Below are 21715 nucleotides of genomic sequence, written 5' to 3' on the forward strand. Positions count from 1 at the left end.
TTCGTTCGATGTGTGTTGGAGATTGAATTGGTGTGATTGTTTCAGCCCGCGAACGGGAGCGCGAGACGGACGCGCGATTCGCTTCAACAGGAACGACGGCAGTGGTGGCCATCATGGGCGCCGGTCGGGCACTCCAACACACTGTGAACGCCGGCGTGCCGAGCGGGAGGCCGGAGAATCCGGAAAGCAGCGCAGCTCGCAGGCGGGATTGACGAAATTCTTCGTCGTGGTATCGAAACGAACCCGACATTATAGCTTGCGGGGCATGACAGTTGCTTGTCTTGAAGCAACGCTCCAAAGAAAAAGGCCCCGAAGGGCCGTGGTGCAAGCTCCATTTGCTATCAAAAACATAGCTTCGTCGAAGCGGAGCCGGGCACGCGCGCCCGGCGTGCGGCACGCAGCAGCATCAGGCCGGCGAGCTGGCAGGCCGCCCCCACCCAGCCCACCGTGGCGACGCCGAACAGGTCGATCGCCATTCCGCCCAGTCCCGAGCCCGCCGCGATGCCCAGGTAGATCGCCGAGGCGTTGAGCGACAGCGTCATCGGCGCGCGCTCCGGCGCGAGCCGGATCAGCCGCACCGCCTGCGCCGGCCCGAAACCCCAGCCCGCGAAGCCCCAGAGCGCCGACAGCACCACGATCGCCGGCAGCGCCAGCCCGTGCGGCAGCATCTGCGCGGCGAACGACAGCCCGCCAAGGATCAGCACCAGCATCAGCGCGAAGCCCTGCGCCATGCGGTCGGCGCCGAAGCGGTCGGTGGCCCAGCCGCCGGCCGCAGTGCCGATGGCCGCTGCCACGCCGATGGCGAAGAACACCGCGCCCGTGCCTTCAGTGCCGAAGCCCAGCGTGTGCGAGAGGAAGAGCGCGATGTAGGTGTAGAAGCTGAAGCCGCCCGTGGCCCAAAGCAGGCTGACCAGCAGCCCCGGCAGCACGCCCGGCTCCCGGGCCACGGCGAAGGCCGGCGTGCGCTTTTCCGCGACAGGCGCCTGCGACAGATCGCGCGGCAGCCCCAGCGCGAGGCCCCATGTGGCGAGCGCCGCCACCGCCGCGATCAGCAGGTAGGCCGTGCGCCAGCCGCCCCAGCCCGCGATCCATGCGCCCAGCGGCACGCCGAGCGCCACCGCCACCGTGCCGCCGCCGGTCACGATCGCCAGCGCCCGGCCGCGCAGCGCGGGCGACACCATCACCGCCGCCACCGCGCTTGCCGTCGGCAGGAACACGCCGGCTACCAGCCCCAGTGCGACGCGCGCCAGCGCCAGCTGCACGAACCCGTGCGCCATCGATGCGGCCAGCGTCAGCCCCGAGAAGGCCGCGAGGCTCACCAACAGCAGCCGCCGGCGCCCGAAGCGCGCCAGCAGCGCCGCCATTAGCGGCGAGCCGATCGCATAGCTCAGAGCGAACAGCAGCACCAGCTGCCCGGCGCGCGCGGCGCTGATCCGCAGGTCGGCTGCCAGCACCGGCAGCAGGCCTGCGACCATGAAGCTCTCGGTGCCGATGGCGAATGCGCCCAGCGCGAGCCAGCCCAGGCTCAGCGGCAGGCGTTCGGCCGGCTGCGGCGAGGAGGGGGAAGAAGAAAGAGCCGGGTTGTTCATGACGATGGACTCCGTGGCGAGTGTGTTCAGTGCCTCCAGAATAGGTTTGCAACTGGCTCTTCAAAAGAACCACAATCGGCGAAGTTCATGGAGCCACTTTTCGAACTCGCCATCCGCCTGCCGCCCGCCGGCTCGCGCGACCTGCTGCGCGAACTGCACCGCCAGCTGCGCGCAGCCATCGTCGATGGCCGCCTGCAGCCCGGCTCCCGCCTGCCCGCCACGCGGGCGCTGGCGCAGCGGCTGGGCGTTTCGCGCAACACCATGCTGGCGGCCTACGACCTGCTGCTGGGCGAGGGCTACCTGCTCGCGCGGCCGGGCGCCGGCACCTACGTGGCCGACACGCTGCCGGTGTCCCGACGGCGCCTCGTCCCCAGGAGAGCCCAGGCCTCCGGCCGCGACCCCCGCCTCGTGCCCGCGAGCGTTCCCGGCGCCGACCTCGCCCCCACCCTGCAGCCGCCGCCCGCGCGTGACGACTTCCGCGTCGGCCTGCCCGACGTGAGCCTCTTTCCCTTCGACATCTGGCGCCGCCTGAGCGACCGCGCCCTGCGCCGCATCGCGCGCCAGACGGCCGACTACGCCGACCCGCAGGGCCAGCCCGCGCTGCGCGAGGCGATCGCGGGGCATGTGTCGTTCACCCGCGCGGTCGGTTGCACCGCCGACGACATCGTGGTCACGGCCGGCGCCCAGCAGGCCTTCGGGCTGCTCGCGCGCATCCTGGTGGTGCCGGGGCGCACGGTGGTCGCGGTGGAGCAGCTTTTCTACCCTTCGCTGCGCGAGGCCATGCTGGCGGCCGGCGCGAAGGTGGTGACCGTTCCCACCGACGCCGAGGGCCTGTGCGTGGAGCGCATCCCGCCCGAGGCGCGCGTTGTCTGCGTGACGCCCTCGCACCAGTTCCCGACCGGCGTCGCGATGTCGCCGCAGCGCCGTGCGGCGCTGCTGGCCTTCGCGCGCGAGCGCAACGCCGTCGTCGTCGAGGACGACTACGACAGCGAATTCCGCTTCGCCGGCCGCCCGCTCGACGCCCTGCAGACGCTGGACCGCGCCGAGTCGGTCTTCTACGTCGGCACCTTCTCGAAGAGCCTCTTTCCCGCGCTGCGGCTGGGCTTCGTGGTGGCGCCGCCCTGGGCCCGCGCGGCGCTGGTGCGATCGCGCGAGCTGGCCGACTGGCACGGCCCGGTGCTCGGGCAGGAGGCGCTCGCGGCCTTCATTGCCGAAGGCCACCTCGCGCGCCACATCCGCAAGATGCGCAAGCTCTACGGCGCGCGGCGCAACGCCCTGCTCGACGCGCTGGCGCGCCACGGCGCGGGCCGGCTTGAAGTGATTCCCTCCAGCGCGGGCCTGCACCTGTCGGCCTGGCTGCACGGCGGAACGCGCGCCGACTCGGTGGTCGAGCGCGCCGCGGCGACCGGCATCACGCTGCCGCCGCTGTCGCGCTTCGCGCTCGATCCGCTGGCGCCCGGCACGCCCAACGGGCTGGCCTTCGGCTACGGGCTGATCGGCGAAGCGCAGATCGACGGGGCGATCCGGCGGCTGGCCGGGCTGCTGTAGCGAGGGCCTGTTCACACTATGTCCGCGGCCACGGAAATAGTGTGAACAGGCCCCTAGGCCCGGTCCAGCGGCAGCTGCGTGGTGAACTTGGTGGTCGACAGCACCACGTCGCTCGAATAGTTCTCCAGCTCCAGCGCGTCGCCCAGCTGCTCCTGCGCGAAGGCCTGGTACTCGGGCAGCGAGCGCGCGCAGATCACCATCACGAAGTCGGTGTCGCCCGCCACGCAGTGGCACTGCAGCACCTGCGGCAGCGCGTGCACCTTGCGCTCGAAGGCCTGTATCGCCTCGCGCGTGGTGCTGCGCAGCGACACGCGCGAGATCACCAGCACCGGAAAGCCCACGCGCGCCGCGTCGAGGATCGCCACTTCCTCGCGGATCACGCCCGAGCGCCGCAGCCGCTGCACGCGCTTGAGGCAGGCCGAGGGCGAGAGGTTCACCCGCTCGGCCAGCGTCTGGTTCTGCAGGCCGGCGTCGGCCTGCAGCTCGGCGAGGATGCTCTGGTCGATGCGATCGAGATCGAGGGTGCCGGTCTTCATGGTGCCGCCAGTGTGGCGCAACGCCCGTGCAATCGGATGCGCTTTGGGGCCTGCACAACGACACCGGATTCTCCCGCCGCTGGCTACGCTGCCCGCATCCCCACGAAAAGGAGCATCCGATGGCAGAAGGCGCAACCTACGACCCGGCGGCCGCCAGGCACCTCGTGCGCTACGGCATGGGCCTGAGCCCGCACGTGATCGTCAAGGCGCGCGGCGCCACGCTGTGGGACCAGCACGGCCGCGAGATCCTCGACTTCACCTCCGGCCAGATGTGCGCCACCATCGGCCACAACCATCCGCGCATCGTCGCGGCCATCGAGAAGGCCTGCGAAGGCGCGCTGCACCTCTACAGCGGCTTCGTCGGCCCGGCCGTGCCCGCGCTGGCAGGGCGGCTGGCGTCGATGCTGCCGCCGTCGCTGTCGAAGTCGCTCTTCCTTTCCACCGGCGGCGAGGCCAACGAGGCGGCGGTGCGCATGGCGCGGCTGGCCACCGGCCGCTACGAGATCGTGGGCCTCAACGGCGGCTGGCACGGCGTGACCGGCGGCATCGCCTCGCTCACCTTCGCCGGCCGTCACCACGTCGACTACGGGCCGCGCAAGCCCGGCACCATGTCGATTCCGGCGCCCAACTGCTACCGATGCCCGGTGCGCCACTGCCGCGATGCCTGCGACACCACCTGCCTCGACGTCGGCTTCGACATGGTCGACGCGCAATCCAGTGGCTCGCTCGCGGCCTTCATCGCCGAGCCGGTGCTCAGCTCGGGCGGCGTGATCGTGCCGCCCAGGGGCTACTTCCCCAAGCTCAAGGAGAAGTGCCGCGAGCGCGGCATGCTGCTGATCCTCGACGAGGCGCAGACCGCCTTCGGCCGCATGGGCGCCAACTTCGCCTTCGAGCAGGCCGATGTGGTGCCCGACATCCTCACCGTGTCGAAGACGCTGGGCGGCGGCGTGGCCATCGGCGCGACGATCACCGGCGAGGCCATCGAGCAGGACTGCCACGACAAGGGCTTCGTGCACGTCACCTCGCACGTGTCCGACCCGCTGCCGGCCGAGGTCGCGCTGGCCGTGCTCGACGTGCTGGAGGAGGAAGGCCTCGCCCGCCGCGCCGCCGAGATGGGCCGGCGGCTGCGCGAGGGCCTGCAGACGCTGAAGGCCCGGCACGAGGTGATCGGCGACGTGCGCGGCCACGGCCTGCTGCAGGGCGTCGAACTCGTGAAGGACCGCGAGACCCGCGAGCCCGACGCCGAGCGCGGCCGCGCCATCACCGACGCCTGCATGGCGCGCGGCCTCAGCATGAACATCGTGTCCGTCGGCGGCATGGCGGCGGTGTGGCGCATCGCGCCGCCGCTGAACGTGAGCGAGGCCGAGATCGACCGCGGCCTCGAGATCCTCGACGACGCGATCCGGTCTACGTCCTAGTCTCTAGCCGATCCCCAGCATCCGCTTGTTCGCCGCCACGTCGACCCCGCCTGCCGCGAAGTCGTCGAAGGCGCGGTCGGCCACGCGGATGATGTGGTCGGCGATGAACTTCGCGCCCTCGCGCGCGCCGTCTTCGGGGTGCTTGATGCAGCACTCCCACTCCAGCACCGCCCAGCCCGGGAAGTCGTACTGCGCCATCTTCGAGAAGATCGCCTTGAAGTCCACCTGCCCGTCGCCCAGCGAGCGGAAGCGCCCTGCCCGGTTGATCCAGCTCTGGAAGCCGCCGTACACGCCCTGCTTGCCGGTCGGGTTGAACTCGGCGTCCTTGACGTGGAAGATCTTGATGCGCTCGTGGTAGTGGTCGATGTAGGCCAGGTAGTCGAGCTGCTGCAGCATGAAGTGGCTCGGGTCGTACAGCAGGCAGGCGCGCGGATGGTTGTTGACGCGCTCCAGGAACATCTCGTAGCTCACGCCGTCGTGCAGGTCTTCGCCGGGGTGGATCTCGTAGCCCACGTCGACGCCGGCCGCGTCGAAGGCGTCGAGGATGGGCCGCCAGCGGCGCGCGAGTTCGTCGAAGGCCTCCTCGATGAGGCCCGGCGGGCGCGGCGGCCATGAGTAGAGATAGGGCCAGGCCAGCGCACCCGAGAAGGTCGCGTGCGCCGCGAGCCCGAGGTTGGCTGAGGCCTTCGCCGCGAGGTGCAGCTGCTCGACGGCCCACTGCTGGCGCCGCACCGGGTCGCCGCGCACCTCGGGCGCCGCGAAGCCGTCGAAGCCCGCGTCATAGGCCGGGTGCACCGCCACCAGCTGGCCCTGCAGGTGGGTCGAGAGCTCCGTGATCTGCAGGCCGTGGCTCGCCAGCGTGCCCTTCACCTCCTCGCAGTAGGTCTTGCTCTCGGCTGCGCGCCGAAGGTCGAAGAGGCGGGCGTCCCAGCTCGGTATCTGCACGCCCTTGTAGCCCAGGCCGGCGGCCCAGCCGGCGATGCCGTCTAGCGTGTCGAAGGGGGCGGTGTCTCCCGCGAACTGGGCCAGGAATATGGCTGGGCCCTTGATGGTTTTCATCGGCTTGTCTTCCTTGTACGTTGGGGCAGCGTTGAAAGCATACTTGGCGTGTCGTCCGACCCCGTGCGAGAGGCCAACGAGCCAAAATGGACTTTCCTTTCCGCATCCCCCGTCCGGTTCGCACTGGCGACAGTCCTGCGATGACACAACCTGTTTCCGCCCGGCTCAAGATCGGCCTGTCGGCCTGCTTCTCGCATGCCGACCCGGCGCGTTCGCTCTTCACCAACAAGACGCTGCAGTACGTCGAGCAGTCGATCGCGCACTGGCTCATGTCCGCCGGCGCCATGGTCGTGATGGTGCCCTGCCCCACCGGCGAGACCGCGCGCGGCGACACCAAGCTGTCGCACTACGCCGAGTGGCTCGACGGCGTGGTGATGCACGGCGGGGCCGACGTCTGGCCCGGCAGCTACGGCGAGGTGCCGCTGAAGGACGCCTGGATCGGCGACCGCATCCGCGACCTCTACGACCTCGCGCTGGTCGAGGCCTTCGAACAGGCCGGCAAGCCCATCTTCGGCGTGTGCCGGGGCCTGCAGCTCATCAACGTGGCCTTCGGCGGCACGCTCTACCAGGACATCGAGGAGCAGCACGGCCATCCCCAGACGCTGAAGCACCGCGACCCGGTGACCTACGACCAGAACTTCCACGACATCGAAATCGTCGAGGGCACGCGGCTTTCCAAGCTCTATCCGAAGATTCGCTCGGCGCGCGTCAACAGCATCCACCACCAGGGCATCAAGGGGCTCGCGCCGGGCTTCGAGATCGAGGCCTGGAGCCTGCCCGACCGCGTGCCCGAGGCCATCCGCCGGCTGCCCGACCGCGGCCGCAGCTACATCGCCGCGACCCAGTGGCACCCCGAGTTCCACAAGTACGGCAGCACCGAGACGGTGGACGACACGCCCATCCTGCACGACTTCCTCTGGGCCTGCGCCACCGCCAAGGTCGCGCCCAGGACCTCGCCGCGCTCCGGCCCCGGCAAGATCCGCGACCGCGCCGCGCGCGTGCTGCGGCAGGCGCTGCTGAGAAGGCGGGGCTAGGCGGACGCGAGCCTCGCCCAGGCGCCCAGGCGCTCAGCGCCAGGCGGCGCGCAGCAGCGCTGCCGGATCGGAAGTGCCGGCACTGATGCCCGTCACCGGCCCCCAGTCGGGATCGAAGCGGCTCGACAGGAAGGCGGCCGACTCCTCGTCGCTCGCGTGCTCCAGCATCAGGCAGGCCTGCGCGGCCAGCACCAGGCGCTGGGTGAAGCGGCGGGCCTGCGGCTCCAGCTCCTGCGGCGGCAGCTGCGTCATGCGGCGCACGGACTGCAGCGCGTCGAGCACGCGGGGCTCGCCGGTGGCGACCTCCTGCAGCTGGTCGAGCACGAGATGCGCGTCGTCGGGATTGCGCGAGACGGCGCGCAGCACGTCGAGGCACATCACGTTGCCCGAGCCTTCCCAGATCGAGTTGACCGGCGCCTCGCGGAACAGCCGGCCCATCGGGCTCTCCTCGACGTAGCCGTTGCCGCCGAACACCTCCATCGCCTCGCCGGTGAAGGCCACCGCGCGCTTGCAGTTCCAGAACTTGGCCGCGGGCGTGAGCAGGCGGCGCCAGGCCGTGTCCAGCGGCGCCGCCGAGCCGAAGCGCGAGGCCAGCCCCATCGCCAGCAGCGTGGCGGCCTGCGATTCGAGCGCCATGTCGGCCAGCAGCGCGGTCATCACCGGCTGGTCGGCCAGCGCCTTGCCGAAGGCGTGGCGGTTGCGCGCGTAGTGCAGCGCCTGCGCGAAGCCCTGGCGCATGAAGCCGGCGCTGGCCAGCGCGCAGTCCAGCCGCGTCACGGTCGCCATCTCGATGATGGTCGGGATGCCCCGGCCCTCCTCGCCCACGAGCACGCCCCAGGCCTCCTTGAACTCGACCTCGCTGCTCGAGTTGGAGCGGTTGCCCACCTTGTCCTTCAGCCGCTGGATGTGCACCGCGTTCCTGCTTCCGTCGGGCCGCCAGCGCGGCACGAAGAAGCACGAGGAGCCGTGCTCTTCGGTCTTGGCCAGCACCAGGTGGCCGTCGCACATCGGCGCCGAGAAGAACCACTTGTGGCCGGTGAGGAGGAATTCGCTTCCCCATGGACCATTCCCCGCCGGCACGGCGCGCGTGGTGTTGGTGCGCACGTCGCTGCCGCCCTGCTTCTCGGTCATGCCCATGCCGACGGTGATCGAGGTCTTGCCCTCGAGCGGAATGTCGCGCGGATCGTGCTCGTTCGACGCGAGCTTGTCGCGCAGCACGGCATGCAGCGCCGCGTTGCGCCGCACGACAGGGATGCAGGCCTTGGTCATGGTGGTCGGGCAGGTGGAGCCCGACTCGATCTGGCTGTGCATGTACAGCGACGCGCCGTAGCCCACCCAGGCCGAGGGCCGTTCGTCGAAGAACGGCAGGTTGGCGATGCCGTTGCGCCGGGCGATGGCCATCATCGTGTGCCAGGCCGGATGGAAGCGCACCTGGTCGATGCGCTCGCCTGTGCGCGAGTGGGTGTGCAGCTCGGGCTCGTGGCGGTTGGCGTCCTCCGCGGCGCGCAGCGTGGCCTCGGCGCCGTATTCCGCGCCCTGGCGCACCAGTTCCTCGTCGCGCCAGGCCGCGCCGCCGCGTTCCACTGCGCCGCGCAGCGCGGGGTCGCTGGTGTAGACGTTGTAGTCCTTGAGTTCGGGGACCTGGTTGTCGGGATGGATGCCGGTGGTGGTCATGCGCGTCTGTCTCCTGAGTGTTCGTTCGGGTGCCGATGGATCAGGCGCCGGGGCTGCGTTCGCGCAGCACCAGCGTCTGGGTGGCGATGCCGATCGGGCCCTGCTCGTCGAAGAGGTGGGACACGACCAGGCCCGCGCCGCCGCCGTGCACCTCCGAGGCCGAGCACAGGCCGATCCACTCTCCCTGCGGCACGCGGAAGAGGTTCATGCTCAGGTCGGCATTGGTGAACAGGTAGCGGTCGACCGGCAGCACCCAGCTCAGCCCGTTGCCGAAGTCGGCCGCCGCCGCGGCGCGCATCGCAGGCGAGGTGGCCGCGCCGCGCAGCAGCGGCACCGCGAGGCGGAACCATGCGGAACACGGACCGGGCCGGGTCGAGTCGCCCTCGGCGACGCGCGTCTCCATGGCCGTGCTGTAGAACGACTCGCCCTCGGGCAGGCCCGGGATGCGCACCTGCTGTGTGCAGTCGCGCGGCAGCGGCCGCAGCGGCTCCTGCGGCCAGCCCGGCAGGCCGGGCGGAAGCGCCAGCGACTGGCTTGCCAGCAGTAGCGCGTGCGCCCGCGCCACCAGCACCTCGCCCGCCAGCAGATCGATGCCCACGCGCACCGTGGAGCGCGCGGACTGCACCTGTGTGCGCGTGACGAGCGGTGCCAGCGGCACCGGCTTGACCAGTTCGAGCGTGAGCCGCGTCAGCTGCCAGCCAGGCCCCGGCGCAGCGCGCTCGGCCACGTGAACCAGCAGCGCGGCCGGTGCGCCGCCGTGCTGCGCACGCGGGTCCCAGGGGCCGCGCGACGATGGGCCGGGCAGCCATGCATCGTCGCCCTGTGCAGTGTAGACAGCTGGATGCGATTCGTCCCGGGTGCTCTCGTCTTGTGCCATTGCAGAATGCCGTTCGATGGGTCAGAAAATTCTAGGAACAACCCGCCCGCGAGGTGTTCGGGTTCGGCTGCGCTGATGGCGACCGCTCGCGCCCAGGCCGCCGCCCCCAGGCGCAAGCCGCGCCAGTCCCGCGCGCGCCACACCTCGCAGGCCCTGCAGGAGGCCTTTGTTCGGCTTTTGGTCGAGAAGGGCTACGCCGCCATCACCATCCGCGAGATCGTGTCGGTGGCCGGCACGGGGCTCGGCAGCTTCTACGAATACTTCGCGAGCAAGGAAGACCTGGCGCGCGTGTGCCTGCACCTGCGCTCCAAGGCGCTGCTGCTGGACATGCGCGCCGCCGTCGCCGCGCATGCGGGCCGGCCGCTCGCGGAAATCGTGGATGCGGTGATCGACGCGCAGCTGGAGGCGCATCGCGCGCAGCCCCTGGCCTGGGGCGCGCACTACCTGCTGGAGCGGCATCTCTCGGGCCCCGAGGCCTATCGCAAGATGTACGACCGCTTCGTGGCCGAATGGGTGGGCGTGCTCGACGCGGCCATCGACCTGTCGCCGGACTGCCAGAAGAAGGAAGTCGCCCGCGTGTGCCAGACCATCATCTACGGCCTGTTCGCGCACCTGCACATCGGCACGGGCGGGCGGGCCGACCTTCAGGCGCTGTCTCGGCAGCTGCGTGCCGCACTGCACGGCTACCTGAAGGGCGTGGCCTGATCCGGGTCAGCGCGGGCTGCTGCTGTTCTTGTAGCCGCTGACGCTGGCGTCGATGGTGCCGAACACCGTGACGCCGCTGCCGCTGCTCGGCGTTGCGGCGGAGGAGCCGGCGTTGCCTGCGGAACCCGTGCCGGCGCAACCCGTGGCCAGCACGCCCATGGCGATCGCGAATGCGGCGGCGATGAAAGACGACTTCAACGGAATCTCCTGGGTGGTTGGATCGGAACCACTATAGGCCGGCCGCGTAAAGCGGCCTGTAACAGCACACCCGGCGCCGTCAGGGTTGTTGGCGCGGGTCGGTGGCCAGCAGCATCTCGACCATCGAGCGCAGGTGCCCCTGCAGCCGCGCCGCGCCGGCCTCGTCGAGCGCCAGCGTGGCCTCGTCCATGTAGAGCCTGCGGTTGATCTCGACCTGGATGCTGTGCCGGTTCGCGTCGGGCCTGCCCTGCCGGCGCACCAGTTCCACGCCCTTGTAGGGATGGTTGTAGTCCACGCTGTAGCCGAAGCCGCGGAGGTGCTCGCAGATCCTGCGCGACAGCGCCGGATCGGCCGTGCTGCCGTCGCGGTCGCCGATCACGAAGTCGGCATGCACCAGGCCCGGAAAGTCGGTCGCATGGCTGGCCGCGACGGCCGGCATCGAGTGGCAGTTGATGTGGATGCTGTAGCCGTGGCGCGCATGCGCCTCGTCCACCGCCTGCGCCACGGCGGCGTGGTACGGCCGCCAGCAGTTGTCGATGCGCTGGCGCACCTCTTCAACCGGAAGCAGTCGGTCGTAGATCGGCAGCCCGTCGTCGGTGAGCTTCCAGATCAGGCCCTTGCCCAGGCGCACCTTCGACAGCACGCGCGGGTCGGTGGAGACCGGGTCGGTCCACGTGCCTTCGAGCATGGTGGTGTCGATCTCGGTCGTGTCGCGGTTGGCGTCGAGGTAGCTGCGCGGAAAGTGCGCCTCGATCCATGCCGCGCCCAGTTCGGGCGCGAAGGCATAGAGCTTCTCGACGTGCGTGTCCTCGGCCCGGCGCAGCGTGGCCAGGTCGCGCACCGTGCGGAAGTCCTCGGGGTAGACGGTGCCGCTGTGCGGGGAGTCCAGCACCAGCGGCGTGTGCCCGGCGACGCTTGTCACCTGGGCGCGGGTTTGAATCAGTTTCAGGACAGGATGCATAGGCAGGCCGGGCTCAGTCCAATCGCACGCGTGCGAATTCGGCCACCTTCTTCATCTTGTCGATCTCGCTGGCGATCTGCCTGGTGAACTGCGCCGGCGTGGTGCCCGAGGCGTACAGGCCCTGCAGCGCAAGGCGATCGCGCACCGAGGCGTCCTTCAGCGCGGTGGCCACGGCCTGCTGCATGCGCAGCACCAGCTCGGCCGGCGTGCCTGCGGGCGCGACCATGCCGAACCACGACGGGTCGTTGTTGACCGGATAGCCCAGCTCCGCATAGGTGGGCACGTCGGGCAGCACGTCGAGGCGGCCGTTCCACGACACGGCCAGCGCCTTCAGCTTTCCCGCCTTCACGTGCGGCAGCGAGGAGGCCACCTGGTCGAAGTACACCGGCACCTCGCCCGCGAGCACGTCGTTGATGGCCGGGCCCGCACCGCGGTAGGGGATGTGCACCATCGAGGTTCCGGTGCTGCTCTTGAACAGCTCGCCCCACATGTGGCCGATGGTGCCGTTGCCCGGCGTGGCGTACGACACCTTGCCCGGGTTGGCCTTCAGGTACTTCACCAGCTCGGCGAAGCTGGCCACTGGCAGCTTCGTCGGGTTGATGACGATCACGCCCGGCGCCTTGACGATCTCGGTGACGGCGGCGAAGCCCTTTATCGGGTCGTAGGGCAGCTTCTGGTAGACGGCCGGGTTCACGCCGTGCGTGGACAGGGTGGCGATGCCGAAGGCCAGGCCGTCCGGCGTGGCGCGGGCCAGTTCGGCCATGCCGATGGAGCCGCCGGCGCCCGCACGGTTGTCGATGACCACGGGCTGCTGGAGGATCTTGCCGAGGGGCTCGCCGAGCACGCGCGCCGTGATGTCGGTGGCGCCGCCGGGCGGGAAGGGCACGATCAGGCGGATCGGCTTGCCCTGGGCGAAGGATATTCCTGGCACGACAGATGCGGCGGCGAGGGTGGAAATGAAATGACGACGTAGCATGGGATTTTTCCGATGAATCAGGAGGTGACGGAGCAATTCGCTCCCATCACCTGAAGCAAAGGATAGACCAGCTAACATTCCAATCTGGAATGTTTTGATGGGCTTCCTTCCATGTCGCTTCGCCGTCTCAATCCGCCTCTGAACCTGCTGCGCGCCTTCTCGACCGTGGTGCGCTTCGGCGGCGTCTCGCGCGCCGCCGAGGCGCTGCACCTCACGCAGGGCGCCGTCAGCAAGCAGGTGCAGGAACTCGAGCGCTGGATCGGCGCGCCGCTGTTCGAGCGCAGCCGCAAGCGCCTCGCGCTCACGCCGGCGGGCGAGCGCTACGAGAAGGCGGTGCGCGCCACGCTGGCGCAACTGGAGGCGGCCACGCTGGAGCTCATCACGAGCGGCGATGGCGGTGGCGCGCTGCACCTCTCCGCCCTGCCCACCTTCGGCGCCAAGTGGCTGATTCCGCGGCTGCCCGATTTCCAGCGCGCGCATCCGCAGATCACGCTGCATTTCGTGCCCTTCGTGCACGGCTACGACTTCGAGCGGCCGGAGCTCGACTGCGCCATTCTTTTCGGCGACGGCCATTGGCCCGGCGCCCGGTCGCACTACCTCGCGGGGCAGGACGTGGCGCTGATCGCGCCGCGAGCGGCGCAGGCCGAGGTGGCCATACGCACGCCGCAGGACGTGGCGCGCTGCACGCTGCTGCGCCACGTCACGGTGCCGCAGTCGTGGCTGCACTGGAGCGAAACGCATGGGGTGCGCGGGCTCGACCCGCTGGCGGGTCCGCAGTTCGACCAGTTCCAGACCATGATTCGCGCGGTCATGGCCGGCATGGGCGTGGCGCTGGTGCCGCGCTGCCTGGTGCAGGACGAGATCGCCTCGGGGCTGGTGGACGAGCCGCTGCCCGGCGGCGGCTACCGCGGCAATGAGGGCTACTGGTTCTGCTACCCGGAAGGGCGCGGCCAGCTCGCCACGCTCGATCATTTCCGCAGCTGGCTGCTCGCGGAGGTGGACCGCGCCCAGGAGGCGCCGGCCCCCCGGCCCGCCCCTGGCTGAAGCGCCCGGCGGGACGCTACTCGGGCTTGGCGCCCGAGGCCTTCACCGCCGCGCCCCAGACACCGATCTCGCTGGCCACGAAGCGGTCGAACTCGGCCGGCGTGGTCGGTGCGGGCTCGGCGCCGCGCTCGCGGATGAAGCGGGCCATCTGCTCGCTCTTGAGGATGTCGGTCACCTCATGGTTGAGGCGCTCGACGATCTCGCCCGGCGTGCCGCGCGGCGCCATCAGGCCGAGCCAGCCGACGGCCTCGAAGTTCTTCGTGCCCGCCACGCCGCTCTCGCGCACGGTGGGCACGTCGGGCAGCTGCGAGGAGCGCGTGGCCGAGGTCACGGCCAGCGGCACCGCGCGGCCCGACTTGATGTGCGGCAGCGCGGCCGTCACCGAGTCGATCATCAGCGGCACCTGGTTGCCCAGGAAATCCGACTGCGCCGGGCCGCTGCCCCGGTACGGAATGTGCGTGACGAACACATGCGCCGCCGCCTTGTACATCTCGCCCGACAGGTGCTGCGTGCCGCCGATGCCGGCGCTCGCGTAGCTCAGCCGGCCGGGTTCGGCCTTGGCGCGCGCGGTCAGCTCGGCCAGGGTGCGGATGCCGCTTTCGGGCGTGGCCAGGAACACCAGCGGGACCTTGGCGACGAGCGAGATGCCGACCAGATCCTTGCGCGGATCGAAGCCCGGCTTCGCGTAGAGCGTCTGGTTCACCGCCATCGCGCTGCCTGCCACCACCAGCGTGTAGCCGTCGGGCTGCGAGCGCACCACGAACTCGGTGCCGATGTTGCTGCCGGCGCCGGCCTTGTTGTCGACCACCACCGGCTGCCCCAGCCGCTTGCCGAGCTGCTCGGCCAGGGCGCGGGCGAAGATGTCTGTGGCCTGCCCGGGCGGGAACGGCACCACCAGCTTGACCGGCTTGTCGGGCCACGCGGCGGCCTGCGCCGGGCCGATGCCGCCGAGCAGCACCGCCGCAGCCATCGCGAGGCTTGCGCCGAAGCGTCTGCGCCGCATGGCTCAGGGCGCCGAGAGGTGCTTGCCCACGATGCCCGCGAGCTCGAACATCGTCACCTGGTCCTTGCCGAACACGGGCTTGAGCTTGGCGTCGGCGTTGATCGCGCGCTTGTCCTTCGCGTCCTGCAGGCCGTTGGCCTTGATGTAGTCCCACAGCTTCTTGACCACCTCGGTGCGCGCGACCGGCTCGTTGCCGATCACCGCCGCCAGCGCGTCGCTGGGCTTCAGGCCCGCGCCGGGCTTGCGCGGCGCGGCGGCCTTCTTCGCGGCCGGTGCCTTCTTGGCGGCGGGCGCCTTCTTCGCCGCTGCCGTCTTCTTGGCTGCAGGGGCCTTGCCGGCGAAGGTCTTGCGCGGCGGGAACTTGGCTGCACCCTCGCGCGGCGCGAACTCGAAGGTCACCTTGCCCTCTTCCGCATTCCAGGTCAGGAAGGCCTTGAAGGGGCGGCGCGTGCGCATGCTCACGAACTTGTCGAGCAGGTCGGTCTTGCCGGTGGCCAGCAGCTTCTCCATCTGCGCGCGCTCCACCGGCTGCTGCAGGATGATCTTGCCGGTCTTGAAGGTGCAGCTCGGCGTGGGCTGCGCATTGGTCGGCACCGACTTCTCGCAGACGTAGTTGCTGCCGTGCTCGAACACCGGTGCGCCGCATACCGGGCAGGGGCCCACGGTGTCCTGATCGCTGAAGTCGACGATCTCGCCGCTTTCCTCGTTCTTGTCGTCGCCGAAGTCGAACTCCAGCTTCCAGTTCTTCGCCTCCTCGTCGTACTTGATGACGATCTCGGAGGTGAAGGGCCAGCCGGCCTTGGAGCGGAAGCCTTCCAGCGGACCGATGTGCTTGTCGCGCAGCAGCGCCTCGGCCTCTTCCACCTCGAAGGTGCGCCCGGCCGGCGACTTGCCGAACGAGAAGCCGCAGGCGTCCTCGCCCGTGCCGCTCTTGCCGGTGCAGGCGTAGCGGCGGTAGTTCTCGCGCACGATGCCGCCGCAGTTGGGGCACGGCGTGCGCAGGGTGGCGTAGTCGCCCGGCACGGTGTCGCGGTCGTATTCCTTGGCCTTCTTGACGATGTGCTGCGTCATCTCGGCGATCTCGCGCATGAAGGCGTCGCGGCTGAGCGAGCCCTTCTCCATCTGCGCGAGCTTGTATTCCCACTCGCCGGTCAGCTCGGCCTTGGAGAGTTCCTCCACGCCCAGGCCGCGCAGCAGCGTCATGAGCTGGAAGGCCTTGGCCGTGGGGATCAGCTCGCGGCCTTCGCGCAGGATGTACTTCTCGGCGATCAGCCCTTCGATGGTGGCCGCGCGCGTGGCCGGCGTGCCGAGGCCCTTCTCCTGCATGGCCTCGCGCAGCTCGTCGTCGTCGATGGTCTTGCCCGCGCCTTCCATGGCGCCGAGCAGCGTGGCTTCGGAGTAGCGTGCCGGCGGGCGCGTCTTCAGGCCCTTGATGTCGGCCGCGAGGGTCTTGACGATCTCGCCCGGCTTGACCGGTACGAGGCGCTTGCCGTCCTTGTCGTCTTCCTTCTCGTCGTCCTGCGCTTCCTTGCCGTAGATGGCGAGCCAGCCCGGCTTCACCAGCACCTTGCCGTCGGTGCGGAAGGCGTACTTCCTGCCGCCCTGTTCCACCGTGCTGATGCGCGTGGTGACCTGGTATTCGGCGCTCGGGAAGAATACCGAGAGGAAACGCCGCACCACGAAGTCGTAGAGCTTCTGCTCGGCCTCGCTCAGGCCGCTGGGCGCCTGCAGCGTCGGGATGATCGCGAAGTGGTCCGACACCTTCGCGTTGTCGAAGATGCGCTTGTTGGGCTTCACGTAGTTGCCGTCGATCGCCTGCTGGGCGAAGGGCGCGAGGTGCTTCATGCCGCTGTTGGCGAGCATGCCCATAGTCTGCTTGACCACGGGAAGATAGTCTTCCGGCAGCGCGCGCGAATCGGTACGCGGATAGGTCAGCGCCTTGTGGCGCTCGTACAGGCTCTGCGCCAGCGCCAGCGTGGTCTTGGCGCTGAAACCGAAGCGGCTGTTGGCCTCACGCTGCAGCGAGGTCAGGTCGAACAGCAGCGGCGAGGCCTGCGTGGTGGGCTTGCTCTCTTCCGTGACGGTGGCGGGCTTGCCGCGCGCGGCGTCGGCGATGGCGCGGGCTTCCTGTTCGTTCCACACGCGGTCGGCGCGCTGCTCGGGGTCGGGCTCGCCGTTGGGCAGCAGCGGCGCGCTGGCCTTCTTCCAGTCGGGGTTGAACCACTTGCCGGGGTACTCGCCGGCCTCGGCGCCGAAGGTGCCGTGGATCTCCCAGTAGTCGCGCGAGACGAACTTGCGGATCTGCTCCTCGCGCTCCACCACCACCGACAGCGTGGGCGTCTGCACGCGCCCCACGGTCGTGAGGAAGAAGCCGCCGTCGCGCGAATTGAAGGCCGTCATCGCACGCGTGCCGTTGATGCCCACCAGCCAGTCGGCCTCCGAGCGCGAACGCGCGGCGTCGGCCAGGCCCTGCATCTGCTTCTCGGTGCGCAGGGAGTCGAAGCCGTCGCGGATGGCCTGCGGCGTCATCGACTGCAGCCACAGCCGCTTCACCGGCTTGTTCAGCCCCGACTTGCCGCCCGCGTACTGCTCGATGAGCCTGAAGATCAGCTCGCCCTCGCGCCCCGCGTCGCATGCGTTGATGAGCTGCGTGACGTCCTTGCGCTTGGCCTGCTTGACCACCGCGTTCAGGCGCGTCTTGGTCTTGTCGACGGGCTTCAGGTCGAAGTGCGGCGGGATCACCGGCAGGTTGGCGAAGCTCCACTTGCCGCGCTTGACGTCGAATTCCTCGGGCGCCTGGATTTCGACCAGGTGACCGACAGCGCTGGTCACGACATAGCTGTCGTTCTCGAAATGCTCGTCATGTTTGTCGAATTTGCCGGCCACCGGCGTGAGAGCGCGGACGATGTCCTGCGCCACCGACGGCTTTTCTGCGATTACCAACGTCTTTGTCATCTAAGGGCTCTCTATACTCTGCGGCTTCCCGCGTGCGCACGCGCACACGCGCATGTGTGCATATTCAAACTAACAGACTTCGGCGATGCCTTCCAAATCCCCACTTCCGGCCGGTCGTGATTCGCAGGCCACCGCGCTCCCCGAGGCGGATGCGAAGTCCGCCAAGGATCGCTCCACCGGCCGCCGCATCCAGATGCGGCGCTCCGCCGTCCACGGCAACGGCGTTTTCGCCGTGCAGGACCTGGCCGAAGGCGAGACGCTGATCGAATACAAGGGCGAAGTCATCAGCTGGAAGGAGGCGCTGCGCCGCCATCCGCACGACCCGAGCCAGCCGAACCACACCTTCTACTTCCACATCGACGACGGCCGCGTGATCGACGGCAACGTCAAGGGCAACGATGCACGCTGGATCAACCACTCGTGCGAGCCGAACTGCGAAGCCGACGAGGTCGACGGGCGCGTTTATATCAAGGCGCTGCGCAACATCGCAGCCGGCGAAGAGCTCAACTACGACTACGGCCTGATCATCGACGAGCCGTACACGCCGAAGCTGCTCGCCGAATTTCCGTGCTGGTGCGGCTCGGAGCAGTGCCGCGGCACGCTGCTGACACCGAAGGATGAGGACGAAGAAAAGAAAAAGAAGAAGAAGGCGAAGAAAAAGGCTGAAAAGAAGGCCGAGAAGAAGGCCGAAAAGAAAAAGGCCGAGAAAAAGGAAGCCAGGAAGGCCGAGAAGAAGGCCGACGCCAAGGCTGAAAAGAAATCGGCGAAGAAAGCCAGGTCCGCCAGGGACTGACGGCGATGAACGACAGCAGCACCGCCGACTGGTTCCAGGACCGGATCGCCGCGGCGGTCGCGCCGCTGCTGCCCGGCTTCGCGGTCGAGGCCGTGGCGGAAATCGACTCCACCAACACCGAATTGATGCGCCGCGCGCGTGCCGGCCGCGTCGAGCCCGTGCTCCTGGTGGCCGAGCGCCAGACGGCCGGGCGCGGCCGCCTCGGGCGCCCCTGGCAGAGCGGCGCGCAGCAGGATGCGGCCGCCTCGCTGACCTTCTCGCTCGGCATGCCGCTGGCGCCCGCCGACTGGTCGGGCCTGTCGCTGGCCGTCGGCGTGGCGGTGGCCGAGGGGCTCGATCCCTCGGGCGCGCACAAGGTCGGCCTCAAGTGGCCCAACGACATCTGGGTCGACGACCGCAAGCTGGTCGGCATCCTCATCGAGACCGCCCTGCCCTCCGACGGCGGGCCGGCCGCGTCGCGCTATGTGGTGATCGGCATCGGCATCAACATCGGCGCGCGCGAGGGCGACGGCATGCGCACGCCGCCGGCATGGCTGCACCAGTGGCGCCCCGGTGCCACCGCGGCCGAGGTGCTGGCCGATCTGGCCGGGCCGCTGGTGCGGACGGTGCTCGACTTCGAGGCGCGGGGCTTCGCGCCCTTTGCCGAGCGCTTCGCCGCGCGCGACGTGCTGCGCGGACGCGAGGTGATGCTCAGCGACGGCACTGCCGGCCTGTGCGAAGGCGTGGCCTGGGGCGGCGAACTGCAGGTACGCATCGACGCGGGCCTGCAGCTGATCTCCAGCGACGAAGTGAGCGTGCGCCCTCGCGGCATGGCCTTCTGATCTTCACCAACATGAAGCTGCGCCTGCTCCTCGTCGTGCTGCTGCTGGCCAACGCCGGCTACTTCCTCTGGACACGCGGCGACCTCGCGGGCTTCGGCCTCGCGCCGGCCTCCCTCGCGGAGCGCGAGCCGCAGCGCATGGCGCGGCAGATCCACCCCGAGTGGTTGCAGATCCGCAAGGAATCGGCGAAGCCTGCTGCGCCGGCGCCATAGACGGTTTCCGGGCGCGCCTCAGGAGGGCTGCTCGGCCTCGAAGCGCACGGTGAACAGCGCCCCTGGCGGGTGCTTGCCCGGATGCGCGTCCTCCAGCTTCACCTGCGCGCGGTGCTGGTTCGCGATCTCCAGAACGATCGGCAGGCCCAGCCCCGAGCCGTCGGCCTCGTTGCCGAGCACGCGGTAGAAGGGCTCGAACACCAGCTCGCGGTCGGCCTCGGCGATGCCCGGGCCGTTGTCCTCCACCTGCAGCAGCAGCACGTGGCCGAAGGGATCGGCCAGCACGCGCACGGTGATCAGGCCGGGGCGCTCGGGCGTCGAGGGCGTGTAGTTGATGGCGTTGTCGACGAGGTTGCGCACCAGCTCCTTCAGCAGCGTGGGATTGCCGTCGAACACCACGCCCGGCTGGCCGGGCTCCACGCCGTCGTAGCCCAGGTCGATGCGCTTCTCGATCGCGCGGGGCACAGCCTCGCGCACCACCTCGATGGTCAGCTTCGCGAGGTCGCAGGGCTGGTGGTGTGCATGGGCGCTGTTGCCCTCGGCGCGCGCCAGCGACAGCAGCTGGTTCACCGTGTGCGTCGCGCGCTTGCTCGCGCGGCCGATCTGCTTGAGCGACTGCTTCAGCTCGTCGGCATTCGCGCCCTCGCGCTGCGCCAGGTCGGCCTGCATGCGCAGGCCCGCCAGCGGCGTCTTCAGCTGGTGCGCCGCGTCGGCCAGGAAGCGCTTCTGCGTGCCGATGGAGTCGTTGAGCTTGTCCAGCAGCTCGTTCACCGACGACACCAGCGGCACCACCTCCAGCGGCACCGAGGACTCATCCAGCGGGCTCAGGTCGCCGGGGCGCCGCTCGCGGATGCGCGCCTCCACCACCGACAGCGGCTTGATGCCGCGCACCAGCGCCAGCCAGATCAGGAGCACCGCCAGCGGCAGGATCGCGAACTGCGGCAGCAGCACGCCCTTGATGATCTCCGCCGCCAGCACCGACTGCTTCTCGCGCGTCTCGGCCAGCTGCAGCAGCGTGGGCGGCACGTCGTCGGCACCGCTGGCGATCCACATCGAAGCGACGCGCACCGGCTGGCCGTGCACGTCGCTGTTGTGCAGGAACACCTGTCCGGGGGGCAGCGGCTCGTCGAGGCCGGGCTGAGGGATGTCGCGCTCGCCGCTGAGCAGGTTGTCGTAGCCGTCGAGCAGCTGGTAGTAGACGTGGCCGGCCTCGTCGGCGCGCAGGATCTCGCGCGCAGACTGCGACAGCACGAACTGCACGTGCCCCTCCTTCACCGTCACCAGCTCGGCCAGCACCTTCACGTTGTGCTCCAGCGCGCGGTCGAAGGGCGCGTTGGCGATGCCCTGCGCCACCAGCCAGGTGACGCCGATGCTCACCGGCACCAGCAGCAGCAGCGGCGTGAGCATCCAGTCGAGGATCTCGCCGAACAGGGAGCGCTGCGCGCGCTGGAAAAGCTTCACTTGGTTCGCTCCCGGGCGGCGCGCACCGCGTGCCTCTGCGCCGCCGTCTTTCCGAGGGCGATGCCAGCGGGCCGGCAGAGCCGGTTCCGCGGCATTTCCCGCATGTCAGGGCGCATCAGGGCTGGATCTTCTCGAGGCAGTAGCCCAGCCCTCGAACGGTCGCGATGCGCACCGGGCCCTTCTCGATCTTCTTGCGCAGGCGGTGGATGTAGACCTCGATGGCGTTGAGGCTCACTTCCTCGCCCCATTCGCACAGGCGGTCGACGAGCTGGTCCTTGCTCACCAGCCGGCCGGCGCGCTGCAGCAGCACTTCGAGCAGGCCGAGTTCGCGCGCCGAGAGTTCGATCATCTTGCCGTCGATGGTGGCCACGCGGCCGGCCTGGTCGTACACCAGCGGGCCGTGGCGGATCGTGTTGCTGGTGGCGCCCATGCCGCGCCGGGTGAGGGCGCGCACGCGCGCCTCGAGCTCCTGCAGGCTGAAGGGCTTGGCCATGTAGTCGTCGGCGCCGTGGTCCAGGCCCTTGACCCGCTCCTCCACGCTGTCGGCGGCGGTGAGCACCAGCACCGGCAGCTGCGAGCCGCGTGCGCGCAGCCGCTTGAGGATCTCGATGCCGTGCAGGCTGGGCAGCCCGAGGTCGAGGATCAGCAGGTCGAACTCGTCATGGGTCATGAGCGCGGTGTCGGCCTGCGAGCCGTTGGCCACGTGGTCGACTGCCGCGCCCGAGGTGCGCAGGCTGCGCAGCAGGGCATCGGCCAGCACCTGGTCGTCTTCGGCAATCAGAATCCGCATGCGCCACCTCCGGCCTGTTTCAGGTGTCGGGCGCCACGCCGGCGCCGTTCAAATTTGTCTC

At 69.7% G+C, this 21715-nt stretch carries 20 protein-coding genes; 8 read left to right on the top strand and 12 right to left on the bottom strand.

The genetic code is table 11. The features are described 5' to 3' along the window. Positions 1-341: 341 nt before the first annotated feature. Positions 342-1589 (bottom strand): MFS transporter, encoded by a 1248-nt coding sequence (locus FHY06_RS19315; protein WP_184606064.1) that lies wholly within the window; start codon positions 1587-1589, stop codon positions 342-344. A gap of 87 nt (positions 1590-1676) precedes the next feature. Here FHY06_RS19315 and pdxR point away from each other — a divergent pair, with 87 nt between their 5' ends. Continuing rightward, positions 1677-3137 carry a MocR-like pyridoxine biosynthesis transcription factor PdxR gene (pdxR, locus tag FHY06_RS19320; protein WP_184606065.1) on the top strand — a complete coding sequence of 487 codons (1461 nt, stop codon included), beginning with the start codon at positions 1677-1679 and terminating at the stop codon, positions 3135-3137. 53 nt (positions 3138-3190) lie between these two features. Here pdxR and FHY06_RS19325 read toward each other — a convergent pair whose 3' ends face one another. Further along, the gene (locus tag FHY06_RS19325; RefSeq protein WP_184606066.1) at positions 3191-3673 is read right to left on the bottom strand and encodes an Lrp/AsnC family transcriptional regulator; all 483 of its coding nucleotides are present in this window, start codon (positions 3671-3673) and stop codon (positions 3191-3193) included. A gap of 119 nt (positions 3674-3792) precedes the next feature. On the opposite strand from FHY06_RS19325, the gene FHY06_RS19330 reads away from it, so the two are divergent. Beyond that, positions 3793-5091 carry an aspartate aminotransferase family protein gene (locus tag FHY06_RS19330; protein ID WP_184606067.1) on the top strand — a complete coding sequence of 433 codons (1299 nt, stop codon included), beginning with the start codon at positions 3793-3795 and terminating at the stop codon, positions 5089-5091. Between the two features lie 3 nt (positions 5092-5094). Here FHY06_RS19330 and FHY06_RS19335 read toward each other — a convergent pair whose 3' ends face one another. Then, complete coding sequence (locus tag FHY06_RS19335; RefSeq protein ID WP_145759552.1) at positions 5095-6150, bottom strand: sugar phosphate isomerase/epimerase family protein; 1056 nt, start codon at positions 6148-6150, stop codon at positions 5095-5097. A 140-nt stretch (positions 6151-6290) separates the two neighbouring features. On the opposite strand from FHY06_RS19335, the gene FHY06_RS19340 reads away from it, so the two are divergent. Continuing rightward, positions 6291-7184, top strand: a complete 894-nt coding sequence (locus FHY06_RS19340) for a gamma-glutamyl-gamma-aminobutyrate hydrolase family protein (protein WP_019653799.1) — start codon at positions 6291-6293, stop codon at positions 7182-7184. 33 nt (positions 7185-7217) lie between these two features. Here FHY06_RS19340 and FHY06_RS19345 read toward each other — a convergent pair whose 3' ends face one another. Continuing rightward, complete coding sequence (locus tag FHY06_RS19345; protein WP_184606068.1) at positions 7218-8858, bottom strand: acyl-CoA dehydrogenase family protein; 1641 nt, start codon at positions 8856-8858, stop codon at positions 7218-7220. A gap of 40 nt (positions 8859-8898) precedes the next feature. Continuing rightward, positions 8899-9735: a thioesterase family protein gene (locus FHY06_RS19350; protein ID WP_184606069.1), complete on the bottom strand. Its 837-nt coding sequence runs from the start codon at positions 9733-9735 to the stop codon at positions 8899-8901. Between the two features lie 75 nt (positions 9736-9810). Between FHY06_RS19350 and FHY06_RS19355 the strand changes: the two genes are divergently transcribed. Continuing rightward, positions 9811-10440, top strand: coding sequence for a TetR/AcrR family transcriptional regulator (locus tag FHY06_RS19355; protein ID WP_260310535.1), 630 nt, complete (start codon positions 9811-9813; stop codon positions 10438-10440). Positions 10441-10446: 6 nt separating this feature from the next. On the opposite strand, the gene FHY06_RS19360 is transcribed toward FHY06_RS19355, so the two are convergent. From FHY06_RS19360 to FHY06_RS19370, 3 genes are all read right to left on the bottom strand, one after another. Continuing rightward, on the bottom strand, positions 10447-10638 hold the full coding sequence (locus FHY06_RS19360) for a hypothetical protein (protein ID WP_019653803.1): 192 nt from the start codon (positions 10636-10638) through the stop codon (positions 10447-10449). A gap of 79 nt (positions 10639-10717) precedes the next feature. Beyond that, positions 10718-11599 (bottom strand): N-formylglutamate amidohydrolase, encoded by an 882-nt coding sequence (locus FHY06_RS19365; RefSeq protein WP_184606070.1) that lies wholly within the window; start codon positions 11597-11599, stop codon positions 10718-10720. A 13-nt stretch (positions 11600-11612) separates the two neighbouring features. Continuing rightward, a complete protein-coding gene (locus FHY06_RS19370) occupies positions 11613-12575 on the bottom strand; it encodes a tripartite tricarboxylate transporter substrate binding protein BugE (protein WP_019653805.1) in 963 nt (320 codons plus the stop codon). 111 nt (positions 12576-12686) lie between these two features. On the opposite strand from FHY06_RS19370, the gene FHY06_RS19375 reads away from it, so the two are divergent. Next, on the top strand, positions 12687-13619 hold the full coding sequence (locus tag FHY06_RS19375; protein WP_184606071.1) for a LysR substrate-binding domain-containing protein: 933 nt from the start codon (positions 12687-12689) through the stop codon (positions 13617-13619). A 16-nt stretch (positions 13620-13635) separates the two neighbouring features. Here FHY06_RS19375 and FHY06_RS19380 read toward each other — a convergent pair whose 3' ends face one another. Next, positions 13636-14622, bottom strand: coding sequence for a Bug family tripartite tricarboxylate transporter substrate binding protein (locus FHY06_RS19380; protein ID WP_184606072.1), 987 nt, complete (start codon positions 14620-14622; stop codon positions 13636-13638). 3 nt (positions 14623-14625) lie between these two features. Next, the gene (locus tag FHY06_RS19385; protein ID WP_132754389.1) at positions 14626-17577 is read right to left on the bottom strand and encodes a DNA topoisomerase III; all 2952 of its coding nucleotides are present in this window, start codon (positions 17575-17577) and stop codon (positions 14626-14628) included. Positions 17578-17662: 85 nt separating this feature from the next. Between FHY06_RS19385 and FHY06_RS19390 the strand changes: the two genes are divergently transcribed. The 3 genes from FHY06_RS19390 to FHY06_RS19400 are packed head-to-tail and all read left to right on the top strand — an operon-like array spanning position 17663 to position 19403. After that, positions 17663-18370 carry an SET domain-containing protein gene (locus FHY06_RS19390; RefSeq protein WP_409327460.1) on the top strand — a complete coding sequence of 236 codons (708 nt, stop codon included), beginning with the start codon at positions 17663-17665 and terminating at the stop codon, positions 18368-18370. A gap of 5 nt (positions 18371-18375) precedes the next feature. Further along, positions 18376-19191 carry a biotin--[acetyl-CoA-carboxylase] ligase gene (locus tag FHY06_RS19395; RefSeq protein ID WP_184606073.1) on the top strand — a complete coding sequence of 272 codons (816 nt, stop codon included), beginning with the start codon at positions 18376-18378 and terminating at the stop codon, positions 19189-19191. 11 nt (positions 19192-19202) lie between these two features. Continuing rightward, positions 19203-19403 carry a hypothetical protein gene (locus FHY06_RS19400; RefSeq protein ID WP_019653811.1) on the top strand — a complete coding sequence of 67 codons (201 nt, stop codon included), beginning with the start codon at positions 19203-19205 and terminating at the stop codon, positions 19401-19403. An 18-nt stretch (positions 19404-19421) separates the two neighbouring features. Here the strand turns inward: FHY06_RS19400 and FHY06_RS19405 are convergent, their stop codons facing one another. Beyond that, positions 19422-20864, bottom strand: a complete 1443-nt coding sequence (locus FHY06_RS19405) for a sensor histidine kinase (RefSeq protein ID WP_126183681.1) — start codon at positions 20862-20864, stop codon at positions 19422-19424. 115 nt (positions 20865-20979) lie between these two features. Beyond that, positions 20980-21654, bottom strand: coding sequence for a response regulator transcription factor (locus FHY06_RS19410; protein WP_019653813.1), 675 nt, complete (start codon positions 21652-21654; stop codon positions 20980-20982). Between the last annotated feature and the right edge of the window lie 61 nt (positions 21655-21715).

Source organism: Variovorax atrisoli, assembly GCF_014195185.1.
In the GTDB taxonomy this organism is placed as follows: Bacteria; Pseudomonadota; Gammaproteobacteria; order Burkholderiales; family Burkholderiaceae_C; genus Variovorax; species Variovorax atrisoli.